The organism is Microcella daejeonensis (assembly GCF_026625045.1).
Lineage (GTDB): Bacteria > Actinomycetota > Actinomycetes > Actinomycetales > Microbacteriaceae > Microcella > Microcella daejeonensis.
Genome location: NZ_CP113089.1, coordinates 2,605,840 through 2,630,286 on the forward strand (window position 1 = coordinate 2,605,840; position 24,447 = coordinate 2,630,286).

A 24,447-nucleotide genomic window follows, 5' to 3' on the forward strand; every position below is an offset into this window, starting at 1 on the left:
CCGCGGGCCGCGCGGCCGGGGCCCCGCTCCCCCGCTCGGGCGGGATCAGCCGGGCTGGCTACTCGTTGCCGACCTTCTCGTCGATCGTCCCCTTGACGTCGTCGATCTGCTCGCTGAACCGGCCGCCGGTGAGCGAGTCGGCGAGGCCGGCGACGCCGTCGAGCACGCGGTCGCTCACGTCCTCCGCCTGCTCGCTCTCGAGCATCCCCTTCACCTTCTCGTCGTTCAGGAACTCCTGCGCCTTCTTGGTGATGTCGTCGATGGCCATGCTCCGAACCCTCCGGTCGTGGGGAGGCCGCGGACGGGCATCCACTCGCGACGATCATGCGGCACCGGAGCGAGCGAGGGCAAGAGCCGATCAGGCGAGCGCGCGGGGCCCGAGCAGGCTCTTGACCTCGCCGAAGAAGTCGGTGGTCGGGGCGATGCGGTGCGGCAGCTCGAAGACGCGCGCGGCGTCGTCGCGCACGAGGCGCAGGCGCACCTCGGTGGTGCCGCGGTGGCGGCTGAGCACGGCGCCGAGCTCCGTGACCACGTCGACCGTGGCGCGCTGCTCGCGCACCGTGAGCGTCAGGGGCCCCGACTCGGTCGCGACGCCCATGTCGGGCATCTGCAGCGTGATCGCCTGCAGCGTGATGCCGTCGTCGCGGTGGTTGACCCGCCCGCGCACGACCACGATCGAGTCGGCCGCGAGCCGCATGCCGAACTCCTGGTAGGTCTTGCCGAGGAACATGGCCTGCACCTCGCCGCCGAAGTCCTCGATCGTCACCATGCCGTACGGGTTGCCCGAGTTGCGGGCCACCCGGTGCTGCACGCTCGTGATGAGGCCCGCGACCGTCACCTGCTCGCCGTCACCGGGAGGGTTGTCGTTGAGCTCGGCGATGCTCGACCCCGCGTGCTTCGACAGCGCGACCTCGAGCCCGGCGAGCGGGTGATCGCTCACGTAGAGGCCGAGCATCTCGCGCTCGAAGGCGAGCTTGTCCTTCTTCGCCCACTCCGGCCGCTCGGGCACCTGCTCGGTCTGCGCGGGCTCGTCGAAGAGGCTGTCGAAGTCGAAGCCGACGTCGCCGTTGAGCTCGGCGCGCTTCTCCTTCACCGCCGCCTCGACGGCGCTCTCGTGGATCTCCATGAGCGCGCGACGGGTCGACCCGAGGGAGTCGAACGCGCCCGCCTTGATGAGCGACTCGATCGCGCGCTTGTTCGCGACCGGAGCGGGGACCTTCTTGAGGAAGTCGAAGAAGCCCGTGAACGGCTCCTTCTGCTCGCGGGCCGCGCGGATGCCGTCGACGACGTTGGTGCCGACGTTGCGCACCGCGCCGAGACCGAAGCGGATGTCGTCGCCCACGGCGGCGAAGAAGCCGATCGACTCGTTGACGTCGGGCGGGAGCACCGTGATGCCCATGCGGCGGCACTCGTTGAGGTACACCGCCATCTTGTCCTTCGAATCGCCCACGCTCGTCAGCAGGGCGGCCATGTACTCGGCCGGGTAGTGCGCCTTGAGGTACGCCGTCCAGTACGAGACCACTCCGTAGGCGGCGGAGTGCGCCTTGTTGAAGGCGTAGTCGGAGAAGGGCAGCAGGATGTCCCAGAGCGTCTGCACCGCGGCGGCCGAGTAGCCGTTCGCGGCCATCCCCGCACTGAAGTTCTCGAACTGCTTGTCGAGCTCGCTCTTCTTCTTCTTGCCCATCGCGCGGCGCAGCAGGTCGGCCTGGGCGAGCGTGTAGCCGGCGAGCTTCTGCGCGATCGCCATGACCTGCTCCTGGTAGACGATGAGGCCGTAGGTCTGGCCGAGCACCTCCTCCAGCGGCTCGGCGAGCTCGGGGTGGATGGGCGTGATCTGCTGGCGCCCGTTCTTGCGCAGCGCGTAGTTGGTGTGCGAGTCGGCGCCCATCGGCCCCGGCCGGTAGAGGGCGAGGACGGCCGAGATGTCCTCGAAGTTGTCGGGCTTCATCATGCGCAGCAGGGAGCGCATCGGCCCGCCGTCGAGCTGGAACACGCCGAGGGTGTCACCGCGCGCCATGAGCTCGTAGGCGGCGACGTCGTCGAGCTCGAGCTCCTCGAGCACGAGCTTCTCGCCCCGGTTCGCCTCGATGTTGTCGAGCGCGTCGTCGATGATCGTGAGGTTGCGCAGCCCCAGGAAGTCCATCTTGATGAGGCCGAGGGACTCGCAGGCGGGGTAGTCGAACTGCGTGACGATCTGGCCGTCCTGCTCCCGCTTCATGATCGGGATGATGTCGAGCAGCGGCTCGCTCGACATGATGACGCCGGCCGCGTGCACGCCCCACTGCCGCTTGAGGTTCTCGAGGCCGAGCGCGGTGTCGAAGACCGTGCGGGCCTCGGCGTCGGTCTCGATGACGGCGCGGAAGTCGGCGGCCTCCTTGAAGCGCTCGTGCGAGCGGTCGAGGATGCCCGAGAGCGGCATGTCCTTGCCCATGATCGCCGGCGGCATCGCCTTCGTGAGCTTCTCGCCCATGCCGAAGGGGAACCCGAGCACGCGCGAGCTGTCCTTGAGCGCCTGCTTGGCCTTGATGGTGCCGTAGGTGACGATCTGGGCGACGCGCTCGTCGCCGTACTTCTCGGTGACGTACCGGATGACCTCGCCGCGGCGACGGTCGTCGAAGTCGACGTCGAAGTCGGGCATCGAGACGCGGTCGGGGTTGAGGAAGCGCTCGAAGATGAGGCCGTGCCGGATGGGATCGAGGTCGGTGATGCGCATGGCGTAGGCGACCATCGAGCCGGCGCCCGAGCCGCGGCCGGGGCCGACGCGGATGCCGTGGTTCTTCGACCAGTTGATGAAGTCGGCGACGACGAGGAAGTAGCTCGGGAACCCCATCTGGGTGATGACGCCGATCTCGTACTCGGCGCGGGCGCGGACCTCGGCGCTCACGCCGTCGGGGTAGCGGAAGGCGAGCCCCTTCTCGACCTCCTTGACGAACCAGCTGTCCTCCGTCTCGCCCTCGGGCACGGGGAACTTCGGCATGTAGTTCGCCTCGGTGTCGAAGCGCACATCCACGCGCTCGGCGATGAGCAGCGTGTTGTCGCAGGCCTCCGGGTGGTCGCGGAACAGCTCGCGCATCTGCGCCGGGGTCTTCAGGTAGAACTCGTCGGCGTCGAACTTGAACCGGTTCGGGTCGTGCAGGGTCGACCCCGACTGCACGCACAGCAGGGCCGCGTGCGACTGCGCGTCACCGGGGTGCGTGTAGTGCAGGTCGTTCGTGGCGACCATCGGCAGGTCGAGGTCCTTCGCCAGGCGGATGAGGTCGCTCATGATGCGCCGCTCGATGCCGAGCCCGTGATCCATGATCTCGGCGAAGTAGTTCTCGCGGCCGAAGATGTCGCGAAACTCCGCGGCGGCCTCGACCGCCTTGTCGTACTGCCCCAGACGCAACCGGGTCTGCACCTCGCCGCTCGGGCATCCCGTCGTGGCGATGATGCCCTTGCCGTAGGTGCTGAGCAGCTCGCGATCCATGCGCGGCTTGAAGTAGTAGCCCTCGAGCGAGGCCTTCGACGACATGCGGAACAGGTTGTGCATGCCCTCCGTCGTCTCGGCGAGCATCGTGATGTGCGTGTAGGCGCCGGCGCCGGAGACGTCGTCCTCGCCGCCCGAGCCCCACTTCACGCGGGTCTTGTCGGTGCGGTGGGTGCCCGGGGTCAGGTAGGCCTCGGTGCCGATGATGGGCTTGATGCCCGCCTCGGTGGCGGTGCGCCAGAAGTCGAAGGCGCCGAACATGTTGCCGTGGTCGGTGACCGCGATGGCGGGCATCCCCTGCGCGGCGGCCTCGGCGATGAGCGGCTTCACGCGCGCCGCACCATCGAGCATCGAGTACTCGCTGTGCACGTGGAGGTGGACGAAGGAATCGCCGGGAGAAGTCACATCAGCCTCCGCTGGATGGGGTCGAGCAGTCAGTCTAGGTCGGCCCCGGAGGGCCCTCCGGCGTGTCGGCCGAGCGTGTCAGCGACGCGGCTCAGGAGGCCTCGAGCACGTCGAGCGCGTGCTGCAGATCGGCCGGGTACTGCGAGGAGAACCGCACGGCATCGCCGGTGGCGGGATGCGCGAAACCGAGCCGCATGGCGTGCAGCCACTGCCGGCCGAGCCCCAGGCGCTCGCTCAGCCGCGGGTCGGCTCCGTACATCGCGTCGCCCGCGCACGGGTGCCGCTGCGCCGCCATGTGCACGCGGATCTGGTGCGTGCGCCCCGTCTCGAGGTGCACCTCGAGCAGGGTCGCGGCGGGGAACGCCTCGAGCGTGTCGTAGTGGGTCACCGAGGGCTTGCCGTCGGCGACCACGGCGAAGCGCCAGGCCGAGCCGGGGTGCCGGCCGATCGGCGCGTCGATCGTGCCCGAGAAGGGGTCGGGATGCCCCTGGACCAGCGCGTGGTAGATCTTCTCGACCTCGCGATCGTGGAACTGCCGCTTGAGCTCGACGTAGGCGCGCTCGCTCTTCGCGACGACCATGAGACCGCTCGTGCCGGCGTCGAGCCGGTGCACGATGCCCGCGCGCTCGGCCGGACCGGAGGTCGCGGTGCGCACTCCCCCGGCCGCCAGGGCGCCGAGGACGGTCGGCCCCTCCCATCCCATGCTGGGATGCGCGGCCACCCCTACGGGCTTGTCGATCACGACGAGGTCGTCATCCTCGTGGACGATGCGCAGGTCGGCCACCGCCCGAGGCTCGACCGCGACCTCGCGCCGCGGCTGCCACTCGACCTCGAGCCATGCCTCGGCGACGAGACGGTCGGACTTGCCGACCACCCGGCCGTCGAGCTGCACGCCCCCGGCCTCGGCGATCTCGGCGGCCTGCGTGCGCGAGAAGCCGAGCAGCTTGGCGAGACCGGCATCGACGCGCTCGCCGGAAAGCCCGTCGGGGACGGGGAGCGATCGCGACTCGGTCACGATCGTGCTCCCCGTCCCCGACGGAGGGTGCTGCTCAGGAGCCGTAGCCCGGGAAGGTGCCCGGGGTCTGCTGCGGCTGGCCGAAGCTCGGCGCCGAGCCCGGGAAGCCGTAGCCGGGTGCGGGCGCCGAGGCCGGAGCGGCCGCGGAGCTCGCCGAGGCGGCGGAGCCGACGGGAGCGGCGGGCGCGGCCGAGGTCTGCGAGCTGGTCTCGAGCTCGCGCAGCTGGCCCTGGATGTACGTGCGCAGCTGCGCGCGGTACTCGCGCTCGAAGACGCGGAGCTCCTCGACGCGGGTCTCGAGCGTGGCGCGCTCGGCGTTGAGCGCGTCGACGATCTCGCGCTGCTTGCCCTCGGCCTCGGAGACGATGCGGGCCGCGTGGGCCTCGCCCTCGGCGATGAGCTCGTCGCGCTTGGCGATGCCCTCGCGCACGTGCTCCTCGTGCAGACGGCGCGCGAGCTGCAGCAGGTTGTTGGTGCTCGTCGTCTCGAGCTCGGAGGAGGTCTGCCCGTAGGCGGGCGCCTCGACGGCCGGAGCCGAGGGGACTGCCGGGGCCGGAGCCGGAGCCGGGGCGGGAGCCTCGGCGACGACCGGGGTCGGAGCGGGGGCGGAGGCCGGCGCGGAGGCAGGGAGCGCACCGCTGCGCTGCTGCTCGGCCATGCGGGCGTCGGCCGCGACCAGGCGCTGGCGCAGCTCCTCGTTCTCCTGGTTGAGGCGGCGGAGCTCGACGACGATCTCGTCGAGGAAGTCGTCGACCTCGTCCTGGTCGTAGCCCTCGCGGAACTTGGTGGACTGGAAACGCTTGTTGACGACGTCTTCGGGCGTGAGTGCCATGTCCGTCACCTCGTGACTTTCTGGAGCGGGCGGATAACGATGGAGTAACGCTAGCAACAACGCATCACACGCGTCACATCAGCGACCCCCAGCGTACAGACCCGAGGCCCGGAGCGCAGTGCGGATCGCGGAGCGCCCGACGAGCGACCGAGGAGGGGCGCGGGGCGGGGACGGACTCAGCGCGCGAAGGCGATGCTCTGCGTGATGGTCATGAGGATGTAGATCACGATGAGCACGATCGTCCACGCCAGATCGAGCTGGACGGCGCCCAGGCGCAGGGGCGGGATGACCCGGCGCACGGCCTTGATCGGCGGGTCGGTGATCGTGTAGCTCAGCTCCGCCGCGATGACGACGCCCCCCTGCGGCCGCCACGAGCGGTTGAGGGCCTGGATCCAGTCGAAGATGAATCGAGCCCACATGGCGATGAAGACGCCGAGGAGGGCGATGTAGATCGCACCGAAGACGATGGAGAGCACGAGGTTCACGGGGGAAGTCTCTCAGACGCGCACGGGAGGAACCTGCGCCGACGCGGTCGTCGGCCGGCGGTGACGCTCAGCCCAGGAAGGAGGCGTCGACCTCGGACTCGACGTCGGCCTGCTCCCCGCTCACGGCGACGTGCGCCGGCGAGAGCAGGAAGACCTTGCTCGTGACGCGCTCGATCTTGCCGTAGAGGCCCTGCGAGAGACCGCTGGCGAAGTCGATGAGGCGACGCGCCTCCGACTCGGTCATCTGCGACAGGTTGATGATGACCGGGATGCCGTCGCGGAAGCTCTCGGCGATGACCTGGGCGTCCTTGTAGTGACGCGGGTGGACGGTGAGGATCTCGTTCATGTCGGCAGCTGCGGCATTCCGGGTCGGGGCGGGGCGTCGCAGCGGCGTCACGGGGGCGCGCTGCGGGCCGGGGGCGGGAGCCGCACCAGCGGCGGCGGGAGCGGCGTGCGGGGCGTGGGCCTGGGGCGCCGGCGTCTCGTACTCCTCCTGCTCGTCGGCGAGGCCGAGGTAGACCATGGTCTTGCGCAGCGGGTTGCTCATTGTCCGTCCTTACGGTCGTCGTGCGTTTCGAGGCTAGAGGGGGGCGGGTCGTTTACCGGTGATTGCCGTCCCGATGCGCAGGTGTGTCGCACCCTCGGCGATCGCCTCGGCGTAGTCCCCCGACATGCCCGCCGAGATGCGCGTCGCGGCCGGGGCGATCGCGCGCAGGCGCTCGCTGATCCCGCGCAGGCGCGCGAAGGCGGCGCGCGGCTCCTCGTCGAGGGGTGCCACGGCCATGACGCCCTGGAGGGAGAGGTGCTCGGCGGTCAGCACGGCCTCGGCGAGGGCATCCACCGCATCGGGCGCGACCCCGCCGCGACCGGGGTCGTCGGTGAGGTTGACCTCGATGAACACCTCGAGCGGCGTCTGCGCCTTCGCGAGGGCGGTGACGAGAGATGCCCGGTCGACCGAGTGCACGGCGCTCGCGTACTGCGCCACCGCCTTGGCCTTGTTCGACTGCAGCTGCCCGACGAAGTGCCAGGTGAGGGGCTCGCCCGCGAGCTCCGCGGCCTTCGGGCCCGCGTCCTGATGGCGGTTCTCCCCCACGTGGCGAACCCCGAGCTGCACGAGCTCGCGCACGAGCGCGGCGCTGTGGAACTTGGTCACGACGATGAGGGTCGGCGGATCATCCGCCCGCCCCGCCGCGCGGGACGCCTCGGCGATCCCCTCGGTGACCGCGGCGTAGCGCTCGGCGAGCCCCGGCGTGGTCGGGCCGGCGTCGCTCATGAGCGCAGCACCGCCGACCGCACCCGCCGCGGGGAGGTCATCGCAGGAAGTCGGGGATGTCGAGGTCGTCGTCCTCGACGTCGGCCTCGAGGGGGTCGACCGTCGATCGCGCGACGAGACCGGGCGCCTCGGGAGCCGCGGCGACCTGCTCGGCACCGTCGGCCGGGTGGGCCGTGACGCTGTCGCCCGGGGCGGCGGCGACGAAGGTCGAGCGGCGATCCTTCGCCACGGTGGTCGGCTCGCCGCCGTCGAAGCCCGCGGCGATCACGGTGACGCGCACCTCGTCGCCGAGCGAATCGTCGATGACCGCGCCGAAGATGATGTTGGCCTCGGGGTGGACGGCCTCCTGCACGAGCTTGGCGGCGTCGTTGATCTCGAAGATGCCGAGGTTCGAGCCGCCCTGGATCGACAGGAGGACGCCGTGGGCGCCGTCGATGCTCGCCTCGAGGAGCGGGCTCGCGACGGCGAGCTCGGCGGCCTTGATGGCGCGGTCGGCGCCGCGGCTCGAGCCGATGCCCATGAGCGCGCTGCCGGCGCCCTGCATGACGCTCTTGACGTCGGCGAAGTCGAGGTTGATGAGGCCGGGGGTCGTGATGAGGTCGGTGATGCCCTGCACGCCGGCGAGGAGGACCTGGTCGGCCGTCGCGAAGGCCTCGAGCATCGAGATGCCGCGGTCGCTGATCTCGAGCAGGCGGTCGTTGGGCACGACGATGAGGGTGTCGACCTCGTTCTTGAGCATCGCCACGCCGTCCTCGGCCTGCGCCTGGCGGCGCTTGCCCTCGAAGCCGAAGGGCTTCGTGACGACGCCGATGGTGAGCGCGCCGATCGACTTGGCGATGCGCGCCACGACGGGCGCGCCGCCGGTGCCGGTTCCGCCGCCCTCGCCCGCGGTGACGAAGACCATGTCGGCGCCCGCGAGGGCCTCCTCGATCTCTTCGGCGTGATCCTCGGCGGCGCGTCGACCGACCTCCGGGTCGGCGCCCGCGCCGAGCCCGCGGGTGAGCTCGCGGCCCACGTCGAGCTTCACGTCGGCGTCGCTCATGAGCAGCGCCTGGGCGTCGGTGTTGATGGCGATGAACTCGACGCCCCGCAGCCCGAGCTCGATCATGCGGTTCACCGCATTGACGCCGCCGCCGCCGATGCCGACGACCTTGATCACGGCGAGGTAGTTCTGGTTGCTGGTCACGTCCGGCCTCCGCGTCAAACCTTAAACCTGTAGTTGAGGTCTAAAGTTATGCTCAGTATGTATTCCTGACACGACCGTAGGGGCGGGCATCCCGCCCTCGCCGAAGGACGCCCGCGTGTCGGCGGAATATCGCCGGGATGCGCATCCCGGGCGCGTCGCCGGGGGCTCGGGATCGTGCGCTCCCGACGGCTCAGAGCCGGCGAGCGATGAGGCTGTCGGGCGCCGAGACGTCGTACTGCCAGGCCACCGACTGGTCGCTCGTGGCGATCGCCGCGGCGAGCACGCGCGCCTTGAAGTCCGAGCGCTCCGCGCTGCCCCAGCGCACGCGGTGCCCGGTGTCGGCGAACGTGAAGGTCACATCGTCGCGCGTGGTCGCGCTGATCACGTCGATGCGGGCGACGAGATCGGCGGGCAGCACGGCGAGCACCGCTGCCGCGCTGCGGAAGGCGACCGACTCGGCATCGGCATCCCCCGCCTCGATGAGCGGCACGCCCGCGGGCCGCTCGGCCGTCGTGTCGACGACGACGCCGGCCGCGTCGACGAGGGCGACCCCGCCCGCGCGCTCCACAGCGCCGATCGGGGTGCGCTCGACGAGCCGCACGACGAGGGTGTGCGGGGGCACGACCTCGGTCGAGTACGAGCGGATGAGGGGGAAGGCGCGCAGATCGTCGCGGATGGCCTCGTGGTCGAGCAGGGCGAGCGGGGTTCCGGTGTGCTCGTCGAGCGCCTCGGTCACGGCGGCGGCGTCGAGCCGCTGGGCGCCCGTCACGGTGATCTCGGTGAGCGCCATCAACGGGGAGACCGTGACCGCGCCGACCCCGGCCACGAGGGCGACCAGCGAGGTCGTGACCGAGATCACGAGGATGCGCCGTCGGCGGCTGCGGCGCGTGAAGCGGCGCACCTCGGTGCGCTCGGCACGGCGGGCGGCGCGGGCGGCCGCGCGGGCGGCGCGCTCCGCCGCTCGGGCCTGGGCGGCGGGATCGACGGCGCGGGGGGCGCGCGCGGGGCGCTCCGTGCGCGCAGCGGGGCGCCATCGGTCGAGGAGCGGTCGGCGCGCGCCGTCGTCGGGGGCGACGGGGGCGGCGGCGGCCGTCGAGGCCGAGGAGCGCGTCATGGCGTCGTGCGTCGGAGCGCCCGAGCTCGTCAGGGACGCTGCGCCGCCGGTCGCGCCGCTCGCCTCATCGGCGCGCCCTCCTCGTGAGGTCGAGCTGGAGCGCGGCCCTCGCGGCGGCGTCGGCGGCTTTTGCCCGCGCGCCGTCCGACCGGATCCCGAGGTCTCCGGCACCGCGGGGCCCCGCCCGCGGTCGAAGCCCTCGGGCCGCTTCATCGGGGCGGCTCCGCCGTCGAGGAGGCGGCGTCGGCCGTGGCCGTGGCCGTGGCCGTGGCGAGGATCGCCTCGCGCACCTGCGGGATGATGCGGTACACGTCGCCGCAGCTCAGCGTCATGACGATGTCGCCCGGCCGGGCGATCTCCGCGACGCGCGCGGCGGCCTCGGCCCAGTCGGGCCGGTAGTCCACGCGGGCCTGGTCGGTGAAGGCCCCGCTGACGAGCGCCCCGGTGACGCCGGGGATCGGGTCCTCGCGCGCGCCGAAGACGTCGAGCACGACCGTGTGGTCGGCGAGCCGCTCGTAGGCGGCCGCGAACTCCCCGCCCAGCTGCTGGGTGCGGCTGTAGAGGTGCGGCTGGTGGATGGCGATGACCCGGTGGCCCTCGGCGACCGAGCGCGCCGTCTGCAGCGCCGCCTCGACCTCGGTGGGGTGGTGCGCGTAGTCGTCGACGAGGCGCACGCCCGCCGCCTCGCCGTGCGATTCGAAGCGGCGCTGGGTTCCCGCGAAGCCGTCGAGGGCGGCGGCCGCCTCGGCGAGCGGGATGCCCAGACCGAGCAGCACGGCGATGACGCCCGCGGCGTTGAGCGCGTTGTGGCGACCGGGCACCGCGAGGGCGACCGGGGCCTCGAGGCCCTGCGCGTGCACGAGGAAGGAGACGGGACCGGTCTCGGCGATGCCCGAGACGCGGACGTCGGCGTCGGCCGACTCGCCGAAGGCCAGGATGCGCGGCCCCGCGGGGGCGCCGGGCGCCGCGGCGCGGCTCGCGAGCAGCGCCGTGAGGCGCACGGCGGCCGGGTCGTCGGCCGAGATGGCGAGCACCTCGCGCACCGCGCGCGAGAACTCGGCGAAAGCCCGCTCGATCGCCTCGGCCGAGCCGTAGTGGTCGAGGTGGTCGGTGTCGATGTTGGTGACGACCGCGAGGCTCGCGTCGTAGAGCAGGAAGGAGCCGTCGGACTCGTCAGCCTCGACCACGAAGAGCTCGCCCTCGCCCCAGCCCGCGGAGGTTCCGGCGCCCTGGATGACGGCCCCGTTCACGAAGGAGGGGTCGCGGTCGAGGGCGCGCAGGGCCGTGACGAGCATCCCCGTCGAGGTCGACTTGCCGTGGGCGCCCGCGACCGCGACGAGGCGCTCGCCCCGCACCAGCCAGGCGAGGGCCTGCGAGCGGTGCAGCACGGGCATGCCCCGGCGCAGGGCCTCCTGGTACTCGGGGTTGCTCTCCCAGAGGGCTCCGGTGACGACGAGCGTGTCGGCCTCCCCCACGTGGGCGGCGTCGTGCCCGATCGCGACGGGGATGCCGAGCGCACGCAGCGCGTCGACCGCACCGCTCTCGGAGCGGTCGCTGCCGGTGACGGCGAACCCGCGGTCGTGGAACATGCGGGCGATGCCGCTCATGCCGCTGCCGCCGATGCCCACGAAGTGCAGGCGACCGAGGTCGTCGGGGAGGATGAGGTCGGGGTCGGGCTTGATCGTCATAGCGGCCTCACCCTACGCGCTCGCCGCGAGGGCCTCGCGCACGAGGCCGAGGAGGGCGGCGCTGCCGTCGCGGCGTCCGACGGTGCCCGCGGCGGCGGCCATGCGGGCGATCTCGGCGCGGTGCATGAGCATCGGCACGAGCGTCTCGCGCACCCACTGCGGGGTGGCGGCGGCGTCGTCGACGACCACCGCTCCCCCGGCGGCGACGAGCTCGCGGGCGTTGAGGCGCTGCTCGCCGTTGCCGACCGGGTACGGCACGAGGATGGACGGCAGTCCGAGCGCGGCGAGCTCGCTGACGGTGGCCGAGCCCGAGCGGCAGACGACGAGATCGGCGAGGGCGAAGGCGAGATCCATGCGGTCGCAGTACTCGACGACGCGGTACCCCGGCACTCCCGGATCCTCGCCGCCCCGGTCGCGCCCGGTGATGTGCAGCACCTGCCATCCCGTCCCGACCAGGTGCGCGATCGACTCGCCCACCGTCTCGTTCAGGCGGCGCGCGCCCGTCGAGCCGCCGGTGACGAGCAGCACGGGGCGCGCCGGGTCGAGATCGAAGAACTCCGCCGCCTCGGGACGGGCGGCGGTGCGGTCGAGCGCGAGGATCTCGCGGCGCAGCGGCATGCCCACGAGTCGCGCCCCGCGCAGCGGCGTGCCGGCGAAGGTGATGCCGATGCGGCCGCCGAGGCGGTGCGCGAGCCGGTTGGCGATGCCCGGGCGGGCGTTCGCCTCGTGAGCGATCAGGGGGATGCCCTCGAGCCGGGCCGCGAGGTAGGCCGGGGCCGAGGCGTACCCGCCGAACCCGACGACCACCTGCACCCCGCGATCGCGGATGATCGCGCGCGTGCGCCTCACCGCTTCCCGGAACCGGGCGGGGAACCGCAGGGCGGCCGCGTCCGGACGACGGGGGAAGGGGACGCGCGGGATGGTGAGCAGCTCGTAGCCGCGTTGCGGCACGAGCCGCGCCTCGAGCCCCTCCGCCGTACCCAGCACGAGCAGCGCGGCGTCGGGCTCCTCCTGCCGCCAGTGATCGGCGAGCGCGAGCAGCGGATTGACGTGGCCGGCGGTCCCTCCGCCGGCCAGGAGCGCGGTCGTCACGCGACCGACCCCCGGACGGGAGCGACCGCATCGGCGGTCGGAGCGCTGATGCGCGCCATCGAGAGAACGACGCCGAGCGCCATGAGGTTCGCCACCATGGCCGAGCCTCCGGCCGAGATGAGGGGAAGGGGCACCCCGAGGACGGGGAGCATGCCGAGCACGACGGCGATGTTGACGAAGGCCTGACCGACGATCCAGACCATCACGCCGCCGGTGGCGATGCGGCGCAGCGGGTCGGTGTGCGCGCGCATGAGACGCACGAGCCCGATACCGAGCACTGCGAACAGGCCGATGACGACGGCGCAGCCGACGAGCCCGAGCTCCTCGCCGATGATCGCGAAGATGTAGTCGCTCTCGGAGTGGGGCAGCCACGACCACTTCACCGCCGAGTTGCCGAGGCCCTGACCGAGCAGGCCGCCCGAGCCGAGCGCCCACATGCCGTGCGTCGGCTGCCAGCACACGCCCTCGAGCTGCTCGGGCGTGCACCCGTCGAGCCAGATGCGGATGCGATCGGTGCGGGAGGAGCCGGTGAGCGCGAAGGCGATCGCGCCGAGAACGCCCATGCCGAGCAGAAGGGCGAGATACCGCAGCGGAGCGCCCGCGAAGAAGAGCGAGGCGAAGACGATCGCGATCATGATCGTCGCCGTGCCGAGGTCGCCGCCCGCGAGCACGAGCATCAGCGCGACCGCCGAGATCGGCAGCGCGGGGAAGATGACGCTCTTGAGATCGGGGAAGGCATCGGCGCGCTTGCTCAGCACGCTCGCGAGCCAGACGACCAGAGCCAGCTTGAGGAACTCGGAGGGCTGGGCGCTGAATCCGCCGATGGTGATCCAGTTGCGGTTGCCGCCGTACTCGTAGCTGAGGCCCGGCACGAAGACGAGCAGCTGCAGACCCAATCCGATGTAGACGAAGGTGCGCGCCCAACGCCGCCAGAACACGACGGGCAGGCGCGCCATGACGAGCATGACCGGGATGCCGACGGCCGCGAACAGGGACTGCCGGATGAAGACGCCGAAGGCCTCTCCGCCACGACCCGACTGCACGAAGGACGAGGAGAGCACCATGACGAGCCCGAGGGCGACGAGGAAGATCGCGGTACCGAGCACGAGCATGTAGTCGGTGCTCTGCGCGGTGAACAGTCGGCGCACGGCGATGACGGCGGCCGCGCCGCGGCCACCGGGCCCCGTCGCGTCAGTCGACGGTGCCGGACTGCTCGGCGCTCGGGTCGTCGCCATGCGGCGCCCCCTCCCCGTGATGCTGGTGCACGGCCGAGGCGAAGCGTCGCCCCCGGTCGGCGTAGTCGTCGAACTGATCCATGGATGCCGCTGCCGGTGCCAGCAGCACGGTGTCGCCATCGTGCGCCGCCGCGGCCGCCGCTCGCACGGCGCCCGGCATCACGCCCTCAGTGTCGTCGGCCTCGACCTCGAACACGGGCAGATCGGGCGCGTGTCGCGCGAACGCCTCGAGCACGGCCGATCGGTCGACCCCGAGCACGACCGCCGCCCGCAGCCGGGAGCGGTGGCGCGCGACGAGCGGGGCGATGTCGACGCCCTTGAGCAGGCCCCCGACGATCCAGACCACCGAGCGAAAGGCGGCGAGGGCGGAATCCGCGGCGTGCGGGTTGGTCGCCTTCGAGTCGTCGACCCAGACGATGCCGGCCGCCTCGAGCACCGTCTCGGTGCGGTGGGCGTCGACGCGGAACCGGCGCAGGGCATCCCGCACCGCGATGACGGGCGTACCGGCCGCCCGCGCGAGCGCCGCGGCGGCGAGGGCGTTGGCGAGGCCGTGCGGGGTGGCGAGGCCCGCGGCGGCCACGTCGGCCAACGTGCCGAGCTCGAGGGCGGAGTGCCGGCGGTCGTCGTGGAACGCCCGGTCGACGAGGATCCCGTCGACGAGCCCGACGTCGCTCGGGCCGGGGGTGTCCGCGGCGAAGCCGATGGCGCGGCAGCCCTCCTGCACCTCGGCCTGCTCGACCATGCGCATCGTGGCCTCGTCGCGCAGGTTGTACACGCAGGCGACCCGGGTGCCTGCGTAGACCTTGGCCTTCGCGTCGCGGTACGCGTCGGCCGAGCCGTGCCAGTCGTAGTGATCCTCGGCGAGGTTCAGGCACACGCTGGCCAGCGGGACCAGAGCGCCCGGGCCGGAGGTGGGCAGGTGGTGCAGCTGGAAGCTCGAGAGCTCGACGACGAGCACGTCGAAGCCGGCCGGGTCGCGCACGGCGTCGAGCACGGGCACGCCGATGTTGCCGCAGGGCGCGACGCGCGATCCGCCCTCCTGCAGCATCGTGGCCGTCAGCTGGGTCGTCGTGGTCTTGCCGTTCGTGCCGGTGACGAGGATCCACTCCGCGGGCGGCGCGATCTTGTCGCGCACGCGCCAGGCGAGCTCGATGTCGCCCCAGACGGGCACTCCCTGCCGCTCGGCCCACTGCAGAAGGGGATGCTCCGGCCGGAAGCCCGGCGACACGACGAGCAGCTCGGGCTCGTGGGCGGCGAGGGCCGCGATGTCGGCCGGGTCGTCGCCCCCGCCGATCTCGACGAGATCGACGCCGATCACGGGCAGGATCCTCGCGCGCTCCTCGTCGGGCGCCGAGGCCGCCACGAGCACCCGGGCCCCGAGCTCGGCGAGGGTGTCGGCGGCGGCGAAGCCGGTGACGCCGAGGCCGAGCACGACCACGCGCAGCTGCGACCAGTCGGCGTGCCAGCTGGTCAGCTCATCGAGGCGCGGCACGCTACAGCACCGCCCATTCGAGGTAGAACAGGCCGACGCCGACCGCGACGAGGAAGCCGCCGATGAGCCAGAACCGCACGACGACGGTCACCTCGGCCCAGCCCTTGAGCTCGAAGTGGTGGTGCAGCGGGCTCATGAGGAAGATGCGCTTGCCGCCGCTGAGCTTGAAGTAGATGCGCTGCACGATCACCGAGCCGGTGACGATGAGGAAGAGGCCGCCGATGAAGACGAGCAGGAGCTCGGTGCGGGTGAGGATGGCGAGGGCGGCGAGGGCGCCGCCGAGGGCGAGCGAGCCGGTGTCGCCCATGAAGATCTGCGCGGGCGAGGTGTTCCACCACAGGAACCCGATGAGCGAGGCGACGATCGCGGCCGCCACGATCGCGAGGTCGAGGGAGTCGCGCGCGTCGTAGCACTTGTACTGCACAGCCGCGTCGAGCGAGGGGCTGAGGCAGTTCTGGTTGAACTGCCAGAACGCGATGAGGATGTAGGCGCCGATCGCGAGGATGGACGACCCCGTCGCGAGCCCGTCGAGACCGTCGGCGACGTTGACCGCGTTCGAGGCGCTCACGACGATGATGATCGTCCAGATCGTGAACAGGATGCCGCCGATGACCGGCCCGCCGAGGAGAGCGAAGTCGAGCCACTCGATGTCGCGCACCGCTGAGATCGCCGTCGACGCGGGCGTCAGCCCGTTCTCATCGGGGAATCCGAGCGCGAGCACCGCGAAGGCCGCCGCGGCGATCACCTGCCCGGCCACCTTGGCCCAGCCGCCCAGTCCGAGGCTGCGCTGCTTGCGCACCTTCGAGAAGTCGTCGATGAAGCCGACGAAGCCGAGGCTCACCATGAGCAGCAGCACGAGCAGGGCGCTGACCGTGATGCGCTCCCCCGTCACGAGGTGGCCGAAGAAGTAGCCGCCCACCGCCCCGAGGATGACGATGATGCCGCCCATCGTGGCGGTGCCGCGCTTGGTGTGGTGCGACTGCGGTCCGTCGTCCCGGATGAACTGGCCCCACTCGAGCCTCTTGAAGAGCCGGATGAAGAGCGGGGTCGTGAAGAGGGTGAAGGCGAGGGCGAAAGCGCCGGAGAGGAGCAGGACTACCACGAGGCCTCCTGGGTCAGGCGGTCGACCAGGTCGGCCAGCGGGGTGCGGGCCGCCGCGCTGATGAGCAGCGCGTCCCCCGGTCGGAGGTGCGATCGCAGCACAGCGTAGGCCTCGTCGAGGTCGGCGACGAGCACCGACTCCCCGTCCCATGAGCCCTCGAGCCCGGCCGCGGTCGCCGTGTGACGGGCGCCGTGGCCGACGACGATGAGCTGGGAGACGTCGAGGCGCACGACGAGACGCCCGAGGCCGTCGTGGTCGTCGAACCACTCGGCGGGCTCGGAGTCGAGCTCGCCGAGCACGGCGAGCGACCGCGTGCGGCCGCGCGCGGCGTCGGCGAGCACCTTGAGGGAGCGGCCGACCTCGTGCCGGGTCCGCGCCGCGGTGTCGTCGAGCAGCAGGGCGCCGTTGCCGAGCGGGATGCGCCGGCAGCGGCCGGGGATCTCGGCGGTGCGCGCGGCGGCGGCGAGGGCATCCGCCCAGGCGCCGCCCGCGGCGAGAGCGGACTCGAGCGTCGTCAGGGCCGCGTCGACGACCGCGTCGCCGAGGGCCTCGAGCCGGATCGTGCCCGCCTCGTCGCCGTGGCGCACGTCGATGACCGCGCCCTCGAGTGTGTGCCGCACGTCGTCGACCACGACCGTCATCGCGTGCTCCAGCCGGCCTCGCGCAGAGCGGCGCGCGCCTCATCGCGGGCGGAGTACTCGGTACGCACGCCGCGGATGTCGCGGTAGTCCTGGTGGCCGGGCCCTGCCCAGAGGATGGAGTCGCCCTCGCGGGCGAGGTTCACCGCGACGCGGATGGCCGCCTCGGGCGGGCTCACCTCGTGGATCTCGGGCCGGTTCGTCGCGAGCGCGGCGCCCTCGAGGAGGGTCGCGCGGATCGAGGCCGGGTCCTCGAACCGGGGGTGGTGGTCGGTGATGACGAGCACGTCGCAGCCCTCGGCCGAGACGCGGCCCATCTCGTGCCGCTTGGTCGCATCGCGGTCGCCGTCGGCGCCGACGACCATGATCGTGCGACCCGTCGTGAAGCGGCGCACGGCGGCGAGGGTGTTCTCGAAGGCGTCGGGGCTGTGTCCGAAGTCGACGTACACGCTCGGCCCCTCCTCTCCCGAGACCCGCTCGATACGGCCGGGCAGGTAGGCGTCGATGCCCGTCTCGCCGAGCGCGTGGGCGATGGCGTCGAGCTCGAAGCCCGCCTCGACCATCATGACGATCGCGAGACCGGCGTTCGCGGCCATGTGCCAGCCGATGAGCGGCACGCGCGTCTCGAGCGACTGCCCGCCCGGGCCGGTGAGCCGGAAGCCCGTGTACAGCGGAGTCTCGTCCGTGAGCTGCACGCGCCACTCGGCGTCGACGTCGTCGCGCGCGCTGATGGTCGTCACCGGGATGCGCGCCGAGTCGACGACCCGCTGCCCGTACGGCGAGTCGAGCGAGACGACACCGCGCCTGCCCCGCTCGGGCTGGAAAAGCGGCAGCTTCGCCTGGAAGTACTCCTCCATGTCGGAGTAGTCGTCGAGGTGGTCGTGACTGAGATTGGTGAAGCCCACGACGTCGAAGACGATGCCGTCGACGCGGTGCCGGGTCAGGGCCTGGGCGCTCACCTCGACGGCGACGGCGCGCACGCCCGCCTCGCGCATGCGGGCGAGCAGGGCGTGCATCTCGCTCGCCTCGGGGGTGGTGAGCCGGCTGACGACCGAGAGCTCGCCGATGTGGCGCTCGGTGGTCGACGAGAGGCCGGTCACGAGCCCGACCTGGCGCAGGATGCCCTCCAGCAGGTGCGAGGTGGAGGTCTTGCCGTTCGTGCCGGTCGTCCCGAAGAGCAGCGGGGGCTCCTCCATCGTGCGGTAGACCCAGGCCGAGACGTCGCCGAGGGCGGCGCGCGGGTCGTCGACGACGAGGATGGGGAGCGCGGCATCCCCCGCGATGGCGGCACCGGCCTCGTCGGTCATGATCGCGACGGCGCCCTTCTGCGCGGCGTCGCCGGCGAACTCGGCGCCGTGCCGGTGCTCCCCCCGCACGCCCACGTAGAGGTCGCCGGGCTGCAGGTCGGCCGTGCTCAGGGTGATGCCCGTGATCTCGATGCCGTCGAGCGACCCGCGGGCCTCGATGCCGAACTCCTCGACGAGACCGCTCAGCGGGCGCGCCGCGGGGTGCTCCGGTCGGAGGACGGGGGGGATGCGACCGGACAACACGACTTCTTTCTCGAGGGAGGCGCTACCAGGTGAGTGGCAGGCGGGGCGCGGGCTGCGTCGAGGGGGGCACCCGGTAGGTCTTGAGCACCTGGGTCATGATCGACTGGAAGGTGGGTGCCGCGGCGGCGGACACTTTCATCGTATCGGGCTTCACGAACGTGACGATGACGATGTATTCCGGGTTCTCGGCCGGCGCCATCCCCGCGACGCTCACGACGCGATCGTTGGTGTAGACGCCGTTCTCGGCCACCTCGGCCGTGCCCGTCTTGGCCGCCACCCGGTAGCCGGGAACGGCGAGCTGCGCGGCGAGCGCGCCGTCGGTCACGACCCCCTCGAGCATGGAGACGACGCCGTCCGCGGCCGCCTCCGAGACCACCGGCACGCCCTCGGCGGAGGGCGCGTCCGTCACGGTGCCGTCGCTGCGCTCGCAGCCGGACACGAGCGTCAGGGGCACGCGCACGCCGTCGTTCGCGATGACCTGGTAGGCGCCCGCCATCTGAGCGCTCGTCGCGGTGATGCCCTGCCCGAACATCTGCACGAAGGCGCGGTGCCCGTCGATGCTCTCGGCCGTGTCGACGAAGCCCGCCGCCTCGCCGAGGAAGTCGATGCCCGTGTAGTCGCCGAGGCCGAAACCGCGCAGGTACTGCTCGCGCTGCGCGATCGAGAGCCGCTCGGCGAGCTGCGAGGTACCGATGTTGGAGGAGTTGACGAGGATGCCCGTGCTCGTGAGCGGCAGGTCGCCGTGCGCCCACGCGTCGCGGATCACGAAGTCCGAGATGGTCGAGTACCCGTCGCGCACGGTGACCTTCTCAGTCGGCGTCGTGACGCCGGCGTCGAGCATCGCCGCGAAGCTGACGGGCTTCATGGTCGAGCCGGGCTCGTAGGGGGTGCTGAAGATGCGGGAGCCCAGATTGCCCCGCTCGGTGCCGTTCACATCGTTGGGGTCGACGGTCGGCCAGTCGGCGGCCGCGAGGATGTGCCCGTCATCGACGCGCACCACCATCGCCGTCGCCCAGTCCGCGCCGAGCGCGGAGCCCTGCGCCTCGATGGCCTGCTGGGCGAACCACTGCAGGTCGGTGTCGATCGTCGTGCGCAGCGTTCCGCCGTCGATGGGGGCCTGCTCGACCACGGTGGAGCCCGGCAGGCGCACGCCGTCGGCGCCGCGCTCGTAGGTGGCGGTGCCGTTGGTCGCGGCCAGGCACTCGTCCATGCTGCTCTCGAGACCGGTCAGGGGGCCATCCGTGCCGAGGAACCCGACGAGATTACCGGCGACCTGGCCGTTCGGGTAGGTGCGCGCGGGCTGCCGCTCGAAGTAGACCCAGGGGATTCCGAGATCGCGCACGGCGCGGTAGACCTCGGTCGTGACCCCGCGGACGAGGTAGGCGTGATCGTCGTCGGGATCGGCGGCGAGCTCGTCATCGATGATCGCCTGCAGCGACGCCGCCTCCTGACCGGTGAGCCCGGCGATCGCGCCGAGGGCATCGGCCACCGGCCGGATCGAGCGCTCGCCCGTCTCCTCGTCGACGACGGTGCTGTCGTCGACGAACTTCGGAGCGACGGTGATGTCGTAGCGGTAGACGGTGTCGGCGAGCACGACCCCGTTGCGGTCGACGATGTCGCCCCGGGCGCCGTAGGTCAGGGTCGGCACGGAGCGCCGCTGCTCCGACGCGGCGGTCAGCTCCCCCGCCCGCACCACCTGGATGTCGACGAGGCGCACGAGGAACGCGAGCACGATCGCGGCCACGATGATGACGGTCATCGCCATGCGGCGTCGGGTGCGGCGGACGGCGATCACGCGGTGCTCCTGCCTGATGCGGGGTCGGTTCTCGTTCGGGGGTGGATGCCCGTCACCGGGTGACCGGCGACGGCAGCGTGGTGGGCTGCTCCGGTGCGGTGCCGTTCGCGGGCGAGGTTAGCGACCCCGGGGCCGGCGGCGTCGCGGCCACGCCGTTCGCCTCTCCCTCCGGCCCCGAGGTCACCAGGGGCACGTCGGTCAGCAGCACATTGCCGATCGTGCCCGCACGCCCGTCGAGCACCCCTGCTCCGGCGTCGGCCGCGACCGGTGCGCCCAGCACCGTCGCGTCAGCCAGCCGCAGGTACGCGGGACTGGCGTTCGTCACCATGCCGAGCGACTCGGCATTGGCGGCGAGGTTCTGGGGGGAGCGCAGAGTCTCGAGACTCTCGCTGAGCACCTGGGCGGAGCGGTCGAGCTCGACGGCCTCGCCCTGCAGAGCGGCGATGCGGTAGGCACCGTCGCTCAGCGCGATCGACAGCAGCAGCTGGGTGAGCAGGATGGCGAGCACACCCGCGGTCGAGACGACGGCGTACACGGCGCGAGGGCGGGCCCGGCGCTGGGCGCGGGTCGTGACGACCTCGACGGGGCGCGGGGCGCGGGGGGATGCCGGCGCCGCGATCGCGGCCGACGGCAAGCGGCGGGCGGTCGCCGCGAGGGCGGTCGCGGCACTCACGCGGGGATCCGGAGGCGCTCGGCGGCGCGCAGGCGCACGGGGATGGCGCGCGGGTTGCGCGCGCGCTCGGTCTCATCGGCGAGCTCGGCGCCGCGCACCAGCAGCCGGTACTCCGGGCGGTGCTCGGGCAGCTCCATCGGGAGCCCCGCGGGGGCCGTGGATCGGGAACGGGCGGCGAGCTCGCGCTTGACGATGCGATCCTCCAGGGACTGGTAGGCGAGGACGACGATGCGGCCGCCGATGGTGAGCGAGTCGAGAGCGGCCGGCAGCGCCGCCTCGAGGGCCGCCAGCTCGGCGTTCACCTCGATGCGGAGGGCCTGATACACGCGCTTCGCGGGGTGACCGGTGCGCTGGGCCGACCGGGGCGTCGCGTCGAAGATGATCTGGTTGAGCTGGCCGCTGCGCTCGATCGGAGCGCTCTGGCGCGCCTCGACGATGCGTCGGGCGTAGCGGGGCGCGAGCTTCTCCTCGCCGTAGGCGTAGAAGATGCGGCGCAGTTCGTCCTCCGGGTACTCGGCGAGCACGACGGCAGCGGTCGGGCCGGTCGTGCGGTCCATGCGCATGTCGAGGGGAGCATCCTGCGAGTAGGCGAAGCCGCGCTCGGCCTCGTCGAGCTGCATGGAGGAGACGCCCAGGTCGAAGAGGACCGCGTCGGCGGCGGCGTGGTCGAGGTCGTCGAGCGCCTCCCGGATCCCGTCGTAGACGGTGTGCACGGGCTGGAACCGCTCGCCGAACCGGGCCAGCCGCTCCCCCGAGGCCGCGAGGGCGTCGGTGTCGCGATCGAGGCCGACGACGGTCAGGCCGGGGAACCGGTCGAGCGCGGCCTCGGTGTGGCCGCCGAGGCCCAGGGTGGCGTCGACCATGACGGCGCCGGGGCGCTCGAGCGCGGGGGCGAGCAGGTCGAGCGATCGCTCGAGGAGCACGGGGATGTGACGGGTCTCGGTCATGCGCGTCCGGTGAGTCGGAGCGCGGGGCCCGGATCCCCATCCGTGCGACCTGGCACCGGGGAAGGTGCGCCAGGGCGGATCACGGCTGGGAGTCCGATGCCTCGCGATCAGAACAGGCCCGGGATCACCTCCTCCTCGGTGCTCGAGAACGCCTCCTCCTTCTCGGCGTAGTACGCCTCCCAGGCCTCGGTCGCCCAGATCTCGGCCCGGTCGCCCGCGCCGATCACGGTGAGGTCCCGGCCGAGGCCGGCGTAGTCGCGCAGCGCCGCGGGGACGGTGACGCGGTGCTGCTTGTCGGGCACCTCATCGCTCGCGCCCGACAGGAACATGCGCACGTAGTCGCGGGCGGCCCGGCTGGTGAGCGGGGCCTTGGTGATCGCCTCGACCTTCTCCTGGAAGGTCGGCCGGCTGAAGACGTAGACGCAGCGCTCCTGCCCGCGGGCGAGCACGACGCCGCCCGAGAGCTCCTCGCGGAACTTCGCCGGAAGGATGATGCGCCCCTTCTCGTCGAGCTTGGGGGTGTGCGTGCCGAGGAACATCGTCGCCTCCCCCTTCCCATCTCCGGCCTGAAGATCTAGGTGAGCTCCACTTTACTCCACTTTGCTCCACAAAACTATGATCTGCGGCCACTGTAGCCCGAAGTGGGGGCACGACGGGCAGCAATTCCGCGGATCAACGGGGTGGAGGGCGGTGGAGGGAATCGTGCGCCACGGGGAGGGGCGCGGGTATCCCCTCGCTCTCGACCCGCCCGCGCGACGGGCTCGGGCCCGGGGCGCACGAAAAAAGGGCCGACCCGGAGTGGGTCGGCCCTGGAGGAGGGAGGGAAGTGGGGGGTCTAGCGGTCGCCGTCCTGGCGGCGCTCCCAGCGCTCGTTGATGGTGTCCATGAAGGAGCCGCTGCGGCGGGGCTTGCTGCCGGATCGCGGAGCGGCACCCGGTCGGGCGACGGGCTCGGCGGAGGCGCTGCCGCGGCCGGGGGTGATGACGATGAGCACGCCGGCGAGCATGAGAGCGAAGCCGATGATGCCGATCACGGCGAGCTGCGTGATGACGCCGGCGACGAGCGCGCCGACGCCCGCGATGGCGAGCAGGGCGCCCAGAGCGATCTGCGTGTAGTTCGGCTTGCCGCGGCGCCCGGAGACGGTCGCGACGAAGTCGGCGTCGTTCTGGTAGAGATTGCGCTCCATCTCTTCGAGAAGGCGCTGCTCCTGCTCAGACAGCGGCATGCTGAACCCCTTGATGCTCGGCGCGATGGGTCGTCTCCCACCGCTCCTCCAGTGTAGGACCGCGCTCCTGGATAGGCTAGGCGGGTGCCTGAGAGATTGCGGTTAGTCGACCTGGTCAATGCCCGACTCGATGAGTTCCTGACGGAGCGGGGCAACCACCTGGCGACCATCGCCGACGAGCTGGACGTCTTCCTCGACGCCAGTCGCGATCTGCTCAGCGGGGGCAAGCGGTTCCGGGCCCTGTTCGCCTACTGGGGCTGGCACTCCGTGGCCGGCACCGTGCGCTCCGACGACCTCCTCGCCGAGCTCGACGACCACCCGGAGCTGGACGCCGTCATCGACCTCGCGGCCGCCCTCGAGATCTTCCACGCTGCGGCGCTCGTGCACGACGACATCATGGATAACTCCGACACGCGGCGAGGGATGCCCTCGGTGCACCGCCGCTTCGAGGCCGAGCACGCGCGGCGCGAGTGGGTCGGTTCCTCCTCCGGCTACGGATCCGCCAGCGCCCTGCTGCACGGCGACCTGCTCCTCGGCTGGAGCGACGAGCTGCTCGCCCAGGGCCTCTCCCGGGTCGCCGACCGCGCCGCCGCTCGACGGGCCCGCAGCGAGTTCCACCTCATGCGCACCGAGGTCACCGTCGGCCAGTACCTCGACATCCTCGAGGAGGTCGCCTGGCGCGAGGCCCCGGAGGAGGACCTGCTCCCCCGCGCCCACCGCGTGGTCACCTACAAGTCGGCGAAGTACTCCATCGAGGCCCCGCTCGCGCTCGGCGGGCTGATGGCCGGGGGCAGCGAGGAGCAGGTCGCGGCCCTGCGCGCCTTCGGGCTCCCCCTCGGCGTCGCCTTCCAGCTGCGCGACGACCTGCTCGGGGTCTTCGGCGATCCGAGCGTCACCGGCAAGCCCGCGGGCGACGACCTGCGCGAGGGCAAGCGCACCGTGCTCATCGCGCTGGCCCGCGCCGCCCTCCCCGGCGGTGCCACCCGCCTGATCGACGAGCTGCTGGGCGACCCCGATCTGACCGAGGCGCAGATCCGCACCCTGCAGGCCACGATCCAGGAGAGCGGGGCGGTCGAGACCGTCGAGCAGATCATCTCCCGCTCGGTGGCGCAGGCGATCGCCGCGATCGAGGACGCGCCCCTCAGTCGGTCGGCCCGCTCCGAGCTCATCGGGCTCAGCGACCTGGTCACGCGCCGCGCCCACTAGACGAGCCCGTCGGTCGAGCTCGTCGGTC

22 protein-coding genes are annotated in these 24,447 nt (G+C 72.1%); 1 reads left to right on the forward strand and 21 read right to left on the reverse strand.

All coding sequences use genetic code 11. The features are described 5' to 3' along the window. Window positions 1–58 precede the first annotated feature (58 nt). From OVN18_RS12570 to OVN18_RS12670, 21 genes are all read right to left on the reverse strand, one after another. Complete coding sequence (locus OVN18_RS12570) at window positions 59–268, reverse strand: antitoxin (protein WP_267781108.1); 210 nt, start codon at window positions 266–268, stop codon at window positions 59–61. 90 nt (window positions 269–358) lie between these two features. Beyond that, window positions 359–3,817 carry a DNA polymerase III subunit alpha gene (gene dnaE / locus OVN18_RS12575; RefSeq protein ID WP_267783051.1) on the reverse strand — a complete coding sequence of 1,153 codons (3,459 nt, stop codon included), beginning with the start codon at window positions 3,815–3,817 and terminating at the stop codon, window positions 359–361. Between the two features lie 145 nt (window positions 3,818–3,962). Next, on the reverse strand, window positions 3,963–4,886 hold the full coding sequence (locus OVN18_RS12580) for an RluA family pseudouridine synthase (protein WP_267781109.1): 924 nt from the start codon (window positions 4,884–4,886) through the stop codon (window positions 3,963–3,965). 34 nt (window positions 4,887–4,920) lie between these two features. Further along, window positions 4,921–5,718: a DivIVA domain-containing protein gene (locus tag OVN18_RS12585; RefSeq protein ID WP_267737377.1), complete on the reverse strand. Its 798-nt coding sequence runs from the start codon at window positions 5,716–5,718 to the stop codon at window positions 4,921–4,923. 176 nt (window positions 5,719–5,894) lie between these two features. Next, window positions 5,895–6,203: a YggT family protein gene (locus tag OVN18_RS12590; protein WP_267737378.1), complete on the reverse strand. Its 309-nt coding sequence runs from the start codon at window positions 6,201–6,203 to the stop codon at window positions 5,895–5,897. A 67-nt stretch (window positions 6,204–6,270) separates the two neighbouring features. Continuing rightward, window positions 6,271–6,750, reverse strand: coding sequence for a cell division protein SepF (locus tag OVN18_RS12595; protein ID WP_267737379.1), 480 nt, complete (start codon window positions 6,748–6,750; stop codon window positions 6,271–6,273). Between the two features lie 33 nt (window positions 6,751–6,783). After that, window positions 6,784–7,476 carry a YggS family pyridoxal phosphate-dependent enzyme gene (locus OVN18_RS12600; protein ID WP_267781111.1) on the reverse strand — a complete coding sequence of 231 codons (693 nt, stop codon included), beginning with the start codon at window positions 7,474–7,476 and terminating at the stop codon, window positions 6,784–6,786. Window positions 7,477–7,513: 37 nt separating this feature from the next. Beyond that, a complete protein-coding gene (ftsZ, locus tag OVN18_RS12605) occupies window positions 7,514–8,662 on the reverse strand; it encodes a cell division protein FtsZ (protein WP_267737380.1) in 1,149 nt (382 codons plus the stop codon). Between the two features lie 190 nt (window positions 8,663–8,852). Then, the gene (locus tag OVN18_RS12610; RefSeq protein ID WP_267781113.1) at window positions 8,853–9,776 is read right to left on the reverse strand and encodes an FtsQ-type POTRA domain-containing protein; all 924 of its coding nucleotides are present in this window, start codon (window positions 9,774–9,776) and stop codon (window positions 8,853–8,855) included. Between the two features lie 209 nt (window positions 9,777–9,985). Continuing rightward, the gene (gene murC, locus OVN18_RS12615) at window positions 9,986–11,464 is read right to left on the reverse strand and encodes a UDP-N-acetylmuramate--L-alanine ligase (protein WP_267781114.1); all 1,479 of its coding nucleotides are present in this window, start codon (window positions 11,462–11,464) and stop codon (window positions 9,986–9,988) included. 12 nt (window positions 11,465–11,476) lie between these two features. Beyond that, window positions 11,477–12,556: an undecaprenyldiphospho-muramoylpentapeptide beta-N-acetylglucosaminyltransferase gene (murG, locus tag OVN18_RS12620; protein WP_267781115.1), complete on the reverse strand. Its 1,080-nt coding sequence runs from the start codon at window positions 12,554–12,556 to the stop codon at window positions 11,477–11,479. Next, window positions 12,553–13,791 carry a putative lipid II flippase FtsW gene (gene ftsW, locus OVN18_RS12625; RefSeq protein ID WP_267737384.1) on the reverse strand — a complete coding sequence of 413 codons (1,239 nt, stop codon included), beginning with the start codon at window positions 13,789–13,791 and terminating at the stop codon, window positions 12,553–12,555. The genes murG and ftsW overlap by 4 nt, the downstream gene beginning before the upstream one ends. Further along, window positions 13,748–15,283, reverse strand: coding sequence for a UDP-N-acetylmuramoyl-L-alanine--D-glutamate ligase (murD, locus tag OVN18_RS12630; RefSeq protein ID WP_267781116.1), 1,536 nt, complete (start codon window positions 15,281–15,283; stop codon window positions 13,748–13,750). Before murD ends, ftsW begins: the two co-directional genes overlap by 44 nt. Window position 15,284: 1 nt before the next feature. Beyond that, complete coding sequence (gene mraY / locus OVN18_RS12635) at window positions 15,285–16,385, reverse strand: phospho-N-acetylmuramoyl-pentapeptide-transferase (RefSeq protein WP_267781118.1); 1,101 nt, start codon at window positions 16,383–16,385, stop codon at window positions 15,285–15,287. Next, on the reverse strand, window positions 16,379–17,026 hold the full coding sequence (locus OVN18_RS12640) for a glutamate ligase domain-containing protein (protein ID WP_267737387.1): 648 nt from the start codon (window positions 17,024–17,026) through the stop codon (window positions 16,379–16,381). The genes mraY and OVN18_RS12640 overlap by 7 nt, the downstream gene beginning before the upstream one ends. Continuing rightward, window positions 17,023–18,570 (reverse strand): Mur ligase family protein, encoded by a 1,548-nt coding sequence (locus OVN18_RS12645; protein WP_267781120.1) that lies wholly within the window; start codon window positions 18,568–18,570, stop codon window positions 17,023–17,025. The genes OVN18_RS12640 and OVN18_RS12645 overlap by 4 nt, the downstream gene beginning before the upstream one ends. Window positions 18,571–18,595: 25 nt before the next feature. Then, window positions 18,596–20,368: a peptidoglycan D,D-transpeptidase FtsI family protein gene (locus tag OVN18_RS12650; RefSeq protein ID WP_267781122.1), complete on the reverse strand. Its 1,773-nt coding sequence runs from the start codon at window positions 20,366–20,368 to the stop codon at window positions 18,596–18,598. A 52-nt stretch (window positions 20,369–20,420) separates the two neighbouring features. After that, on the reverse strand, window positions 20,421–21,041 hold the full coding sequence (locus OVN18_RS12655) for a hypothetical protein (protein ID WP_267781123.1): 621 nt from the start codon (window positions 21,039–21,041) through the stop codon (window positions 20,421–20,423). Continuing rightward, complete coding sequence (gene rsmH / locus OVN18_RS12660; RefSeq protein WP_267781124.1) at window positions 21,038–21,988, reverse strand: 16S rRNA (cytosine(1402)-N(4))-methyltransferase RsmH; 951 nt, start codon at window positions 21,986–21,988, stop codon at window positions 21,038–21,040. Before rsmH ends, OVN18_RS12655 begins: the two co-directional genes overlap by 4 nt. A 107-nt stretch (window positions 21,989–22,095) precedes the next feature. Then, a complete protein-coding gene (gene mraZ / locus OVN18_RS12665) occupies window positions 22,096–22,527 on the reverse strand; it encodes a division/cell wall cluster transcriptional repressor MraZ (protein WP_168915890.1) in 432 nt (143 codons plus the stop codon). A gap of 296 nt (window positions 22,528–22,823) precedes the next feature. Continuing rightward, window positions 22,824–23,213 (reverse strand): DUF3040 domain-containing protein, encoded by a 390-nt coding sequence (locus OVN18_RS12670; protein ID WP_267781125.1) that lies wholly within the window; start codon window positions 23,211–23,213, stop codon window positions 22,824–22,826. 84 nt (window positions 23,214–23,297) lie between these two features. On the opposite strand from OVN18_RS12670, the gene OVN18_RS12675 reads away from it, so the two are divergent. After that, complete coding sequence (locus tag OVN18_RS12675) at window positions 23,298–24,419, forward strand: polyprenyl synthetase family protein (RefSeq protein WP_267737392.1); 1,122 nt, start codon at window positions 23,298–23,300, stop codon at window positions 24,417–24,419. Window positions 24,420–24,447: the final 28 nt, after the last annotated feature.

Bases quoted from the DNA above. Each gene is read 5' to 3' on its own strand.
- rsmH (WP_267781124.1), bottom strand. From the start codon at position 21,988: ATGACCGAGACCCGTCACATCCCCGTGCTCCTCGAGCGATCGCTCGAC.
- OVN18_RS12600 (WP_267781111.1), bottom strand. From the start codon at position 7,476: ATGAGCGACGCCGGCCCGACCACGCCGGGGCTCGCCGAGCGCTACGCC.
- murC (WP_267781114.1), bottom strand. From the start codon at position 11,464: ATGACGATCAAGCCCGACCCCGACCTCATCCTCCCCGACGACCTCGGT.
- mraZ (WP_168915890.1), bottom strand. From the start codon at position 22,527: ATGTTCCTCGGCACGCACACCCCCAAGCTCGACGAGAAGGGGCGCATC.
- ftsW (WP_267737384.1), bottom strand. From the start codon at position 13,791: ATGGCGACGACCCGAGCGCCGAGCAGTCCGGCACCGTCGACTGACGCG.
- OVN18_RS12585 (WP_267737377.1), bottom strand. From the start codon at position 5,718: ATGGCACTCACGCCCGAAGACGTCGTCAACAAGCGTTTCCAGTCCACC.
- OVN18_RS12595 (WP_267737379.1), bottom strand. From the start codon at position 6,750: ATGAGCAACCCGCTGCGCAAGACCATGGTCTACCTCGGCCTCGCCGAC.
- OVN18_RS12570 (WP_267781108.1), bottom strand. From the start codon at position 268: ATGGCCATCGACGACATCACCAAGAAGGCGCAGGAGTTCCTGAACGAC.
- OVN18_RS12640 (WP_267737387.1), bottom strand. From the start codon at position 17,026: ATGACGGTCGTGGTCGACGACGTGCGGCACACACTCGAGGGCGCGGTC.
- dnaE (WP_267783051.1), bottom strand. From the start codon at position 3,817: ATGCTCGATGGTGCGGCGCGCGTGAAGCCGCTCATCGCCGAGGCCGCC.
- OVN18_RS12670 (WP_267781125.1), bottom strand. From the start codon at position 23,213: ATGCCGCTGTCTGAGCAGGAGCAGCGCCTTCTCGAAGAGATGGAGCGC.
- OVN18_RS12610 (WP_267781113.1), bottom strand. From the start codon at position 9,776: ATGACGCGCTCCTCGGCCTCGACGGCCGCCGCCGCCCCCGTCGCCCCC.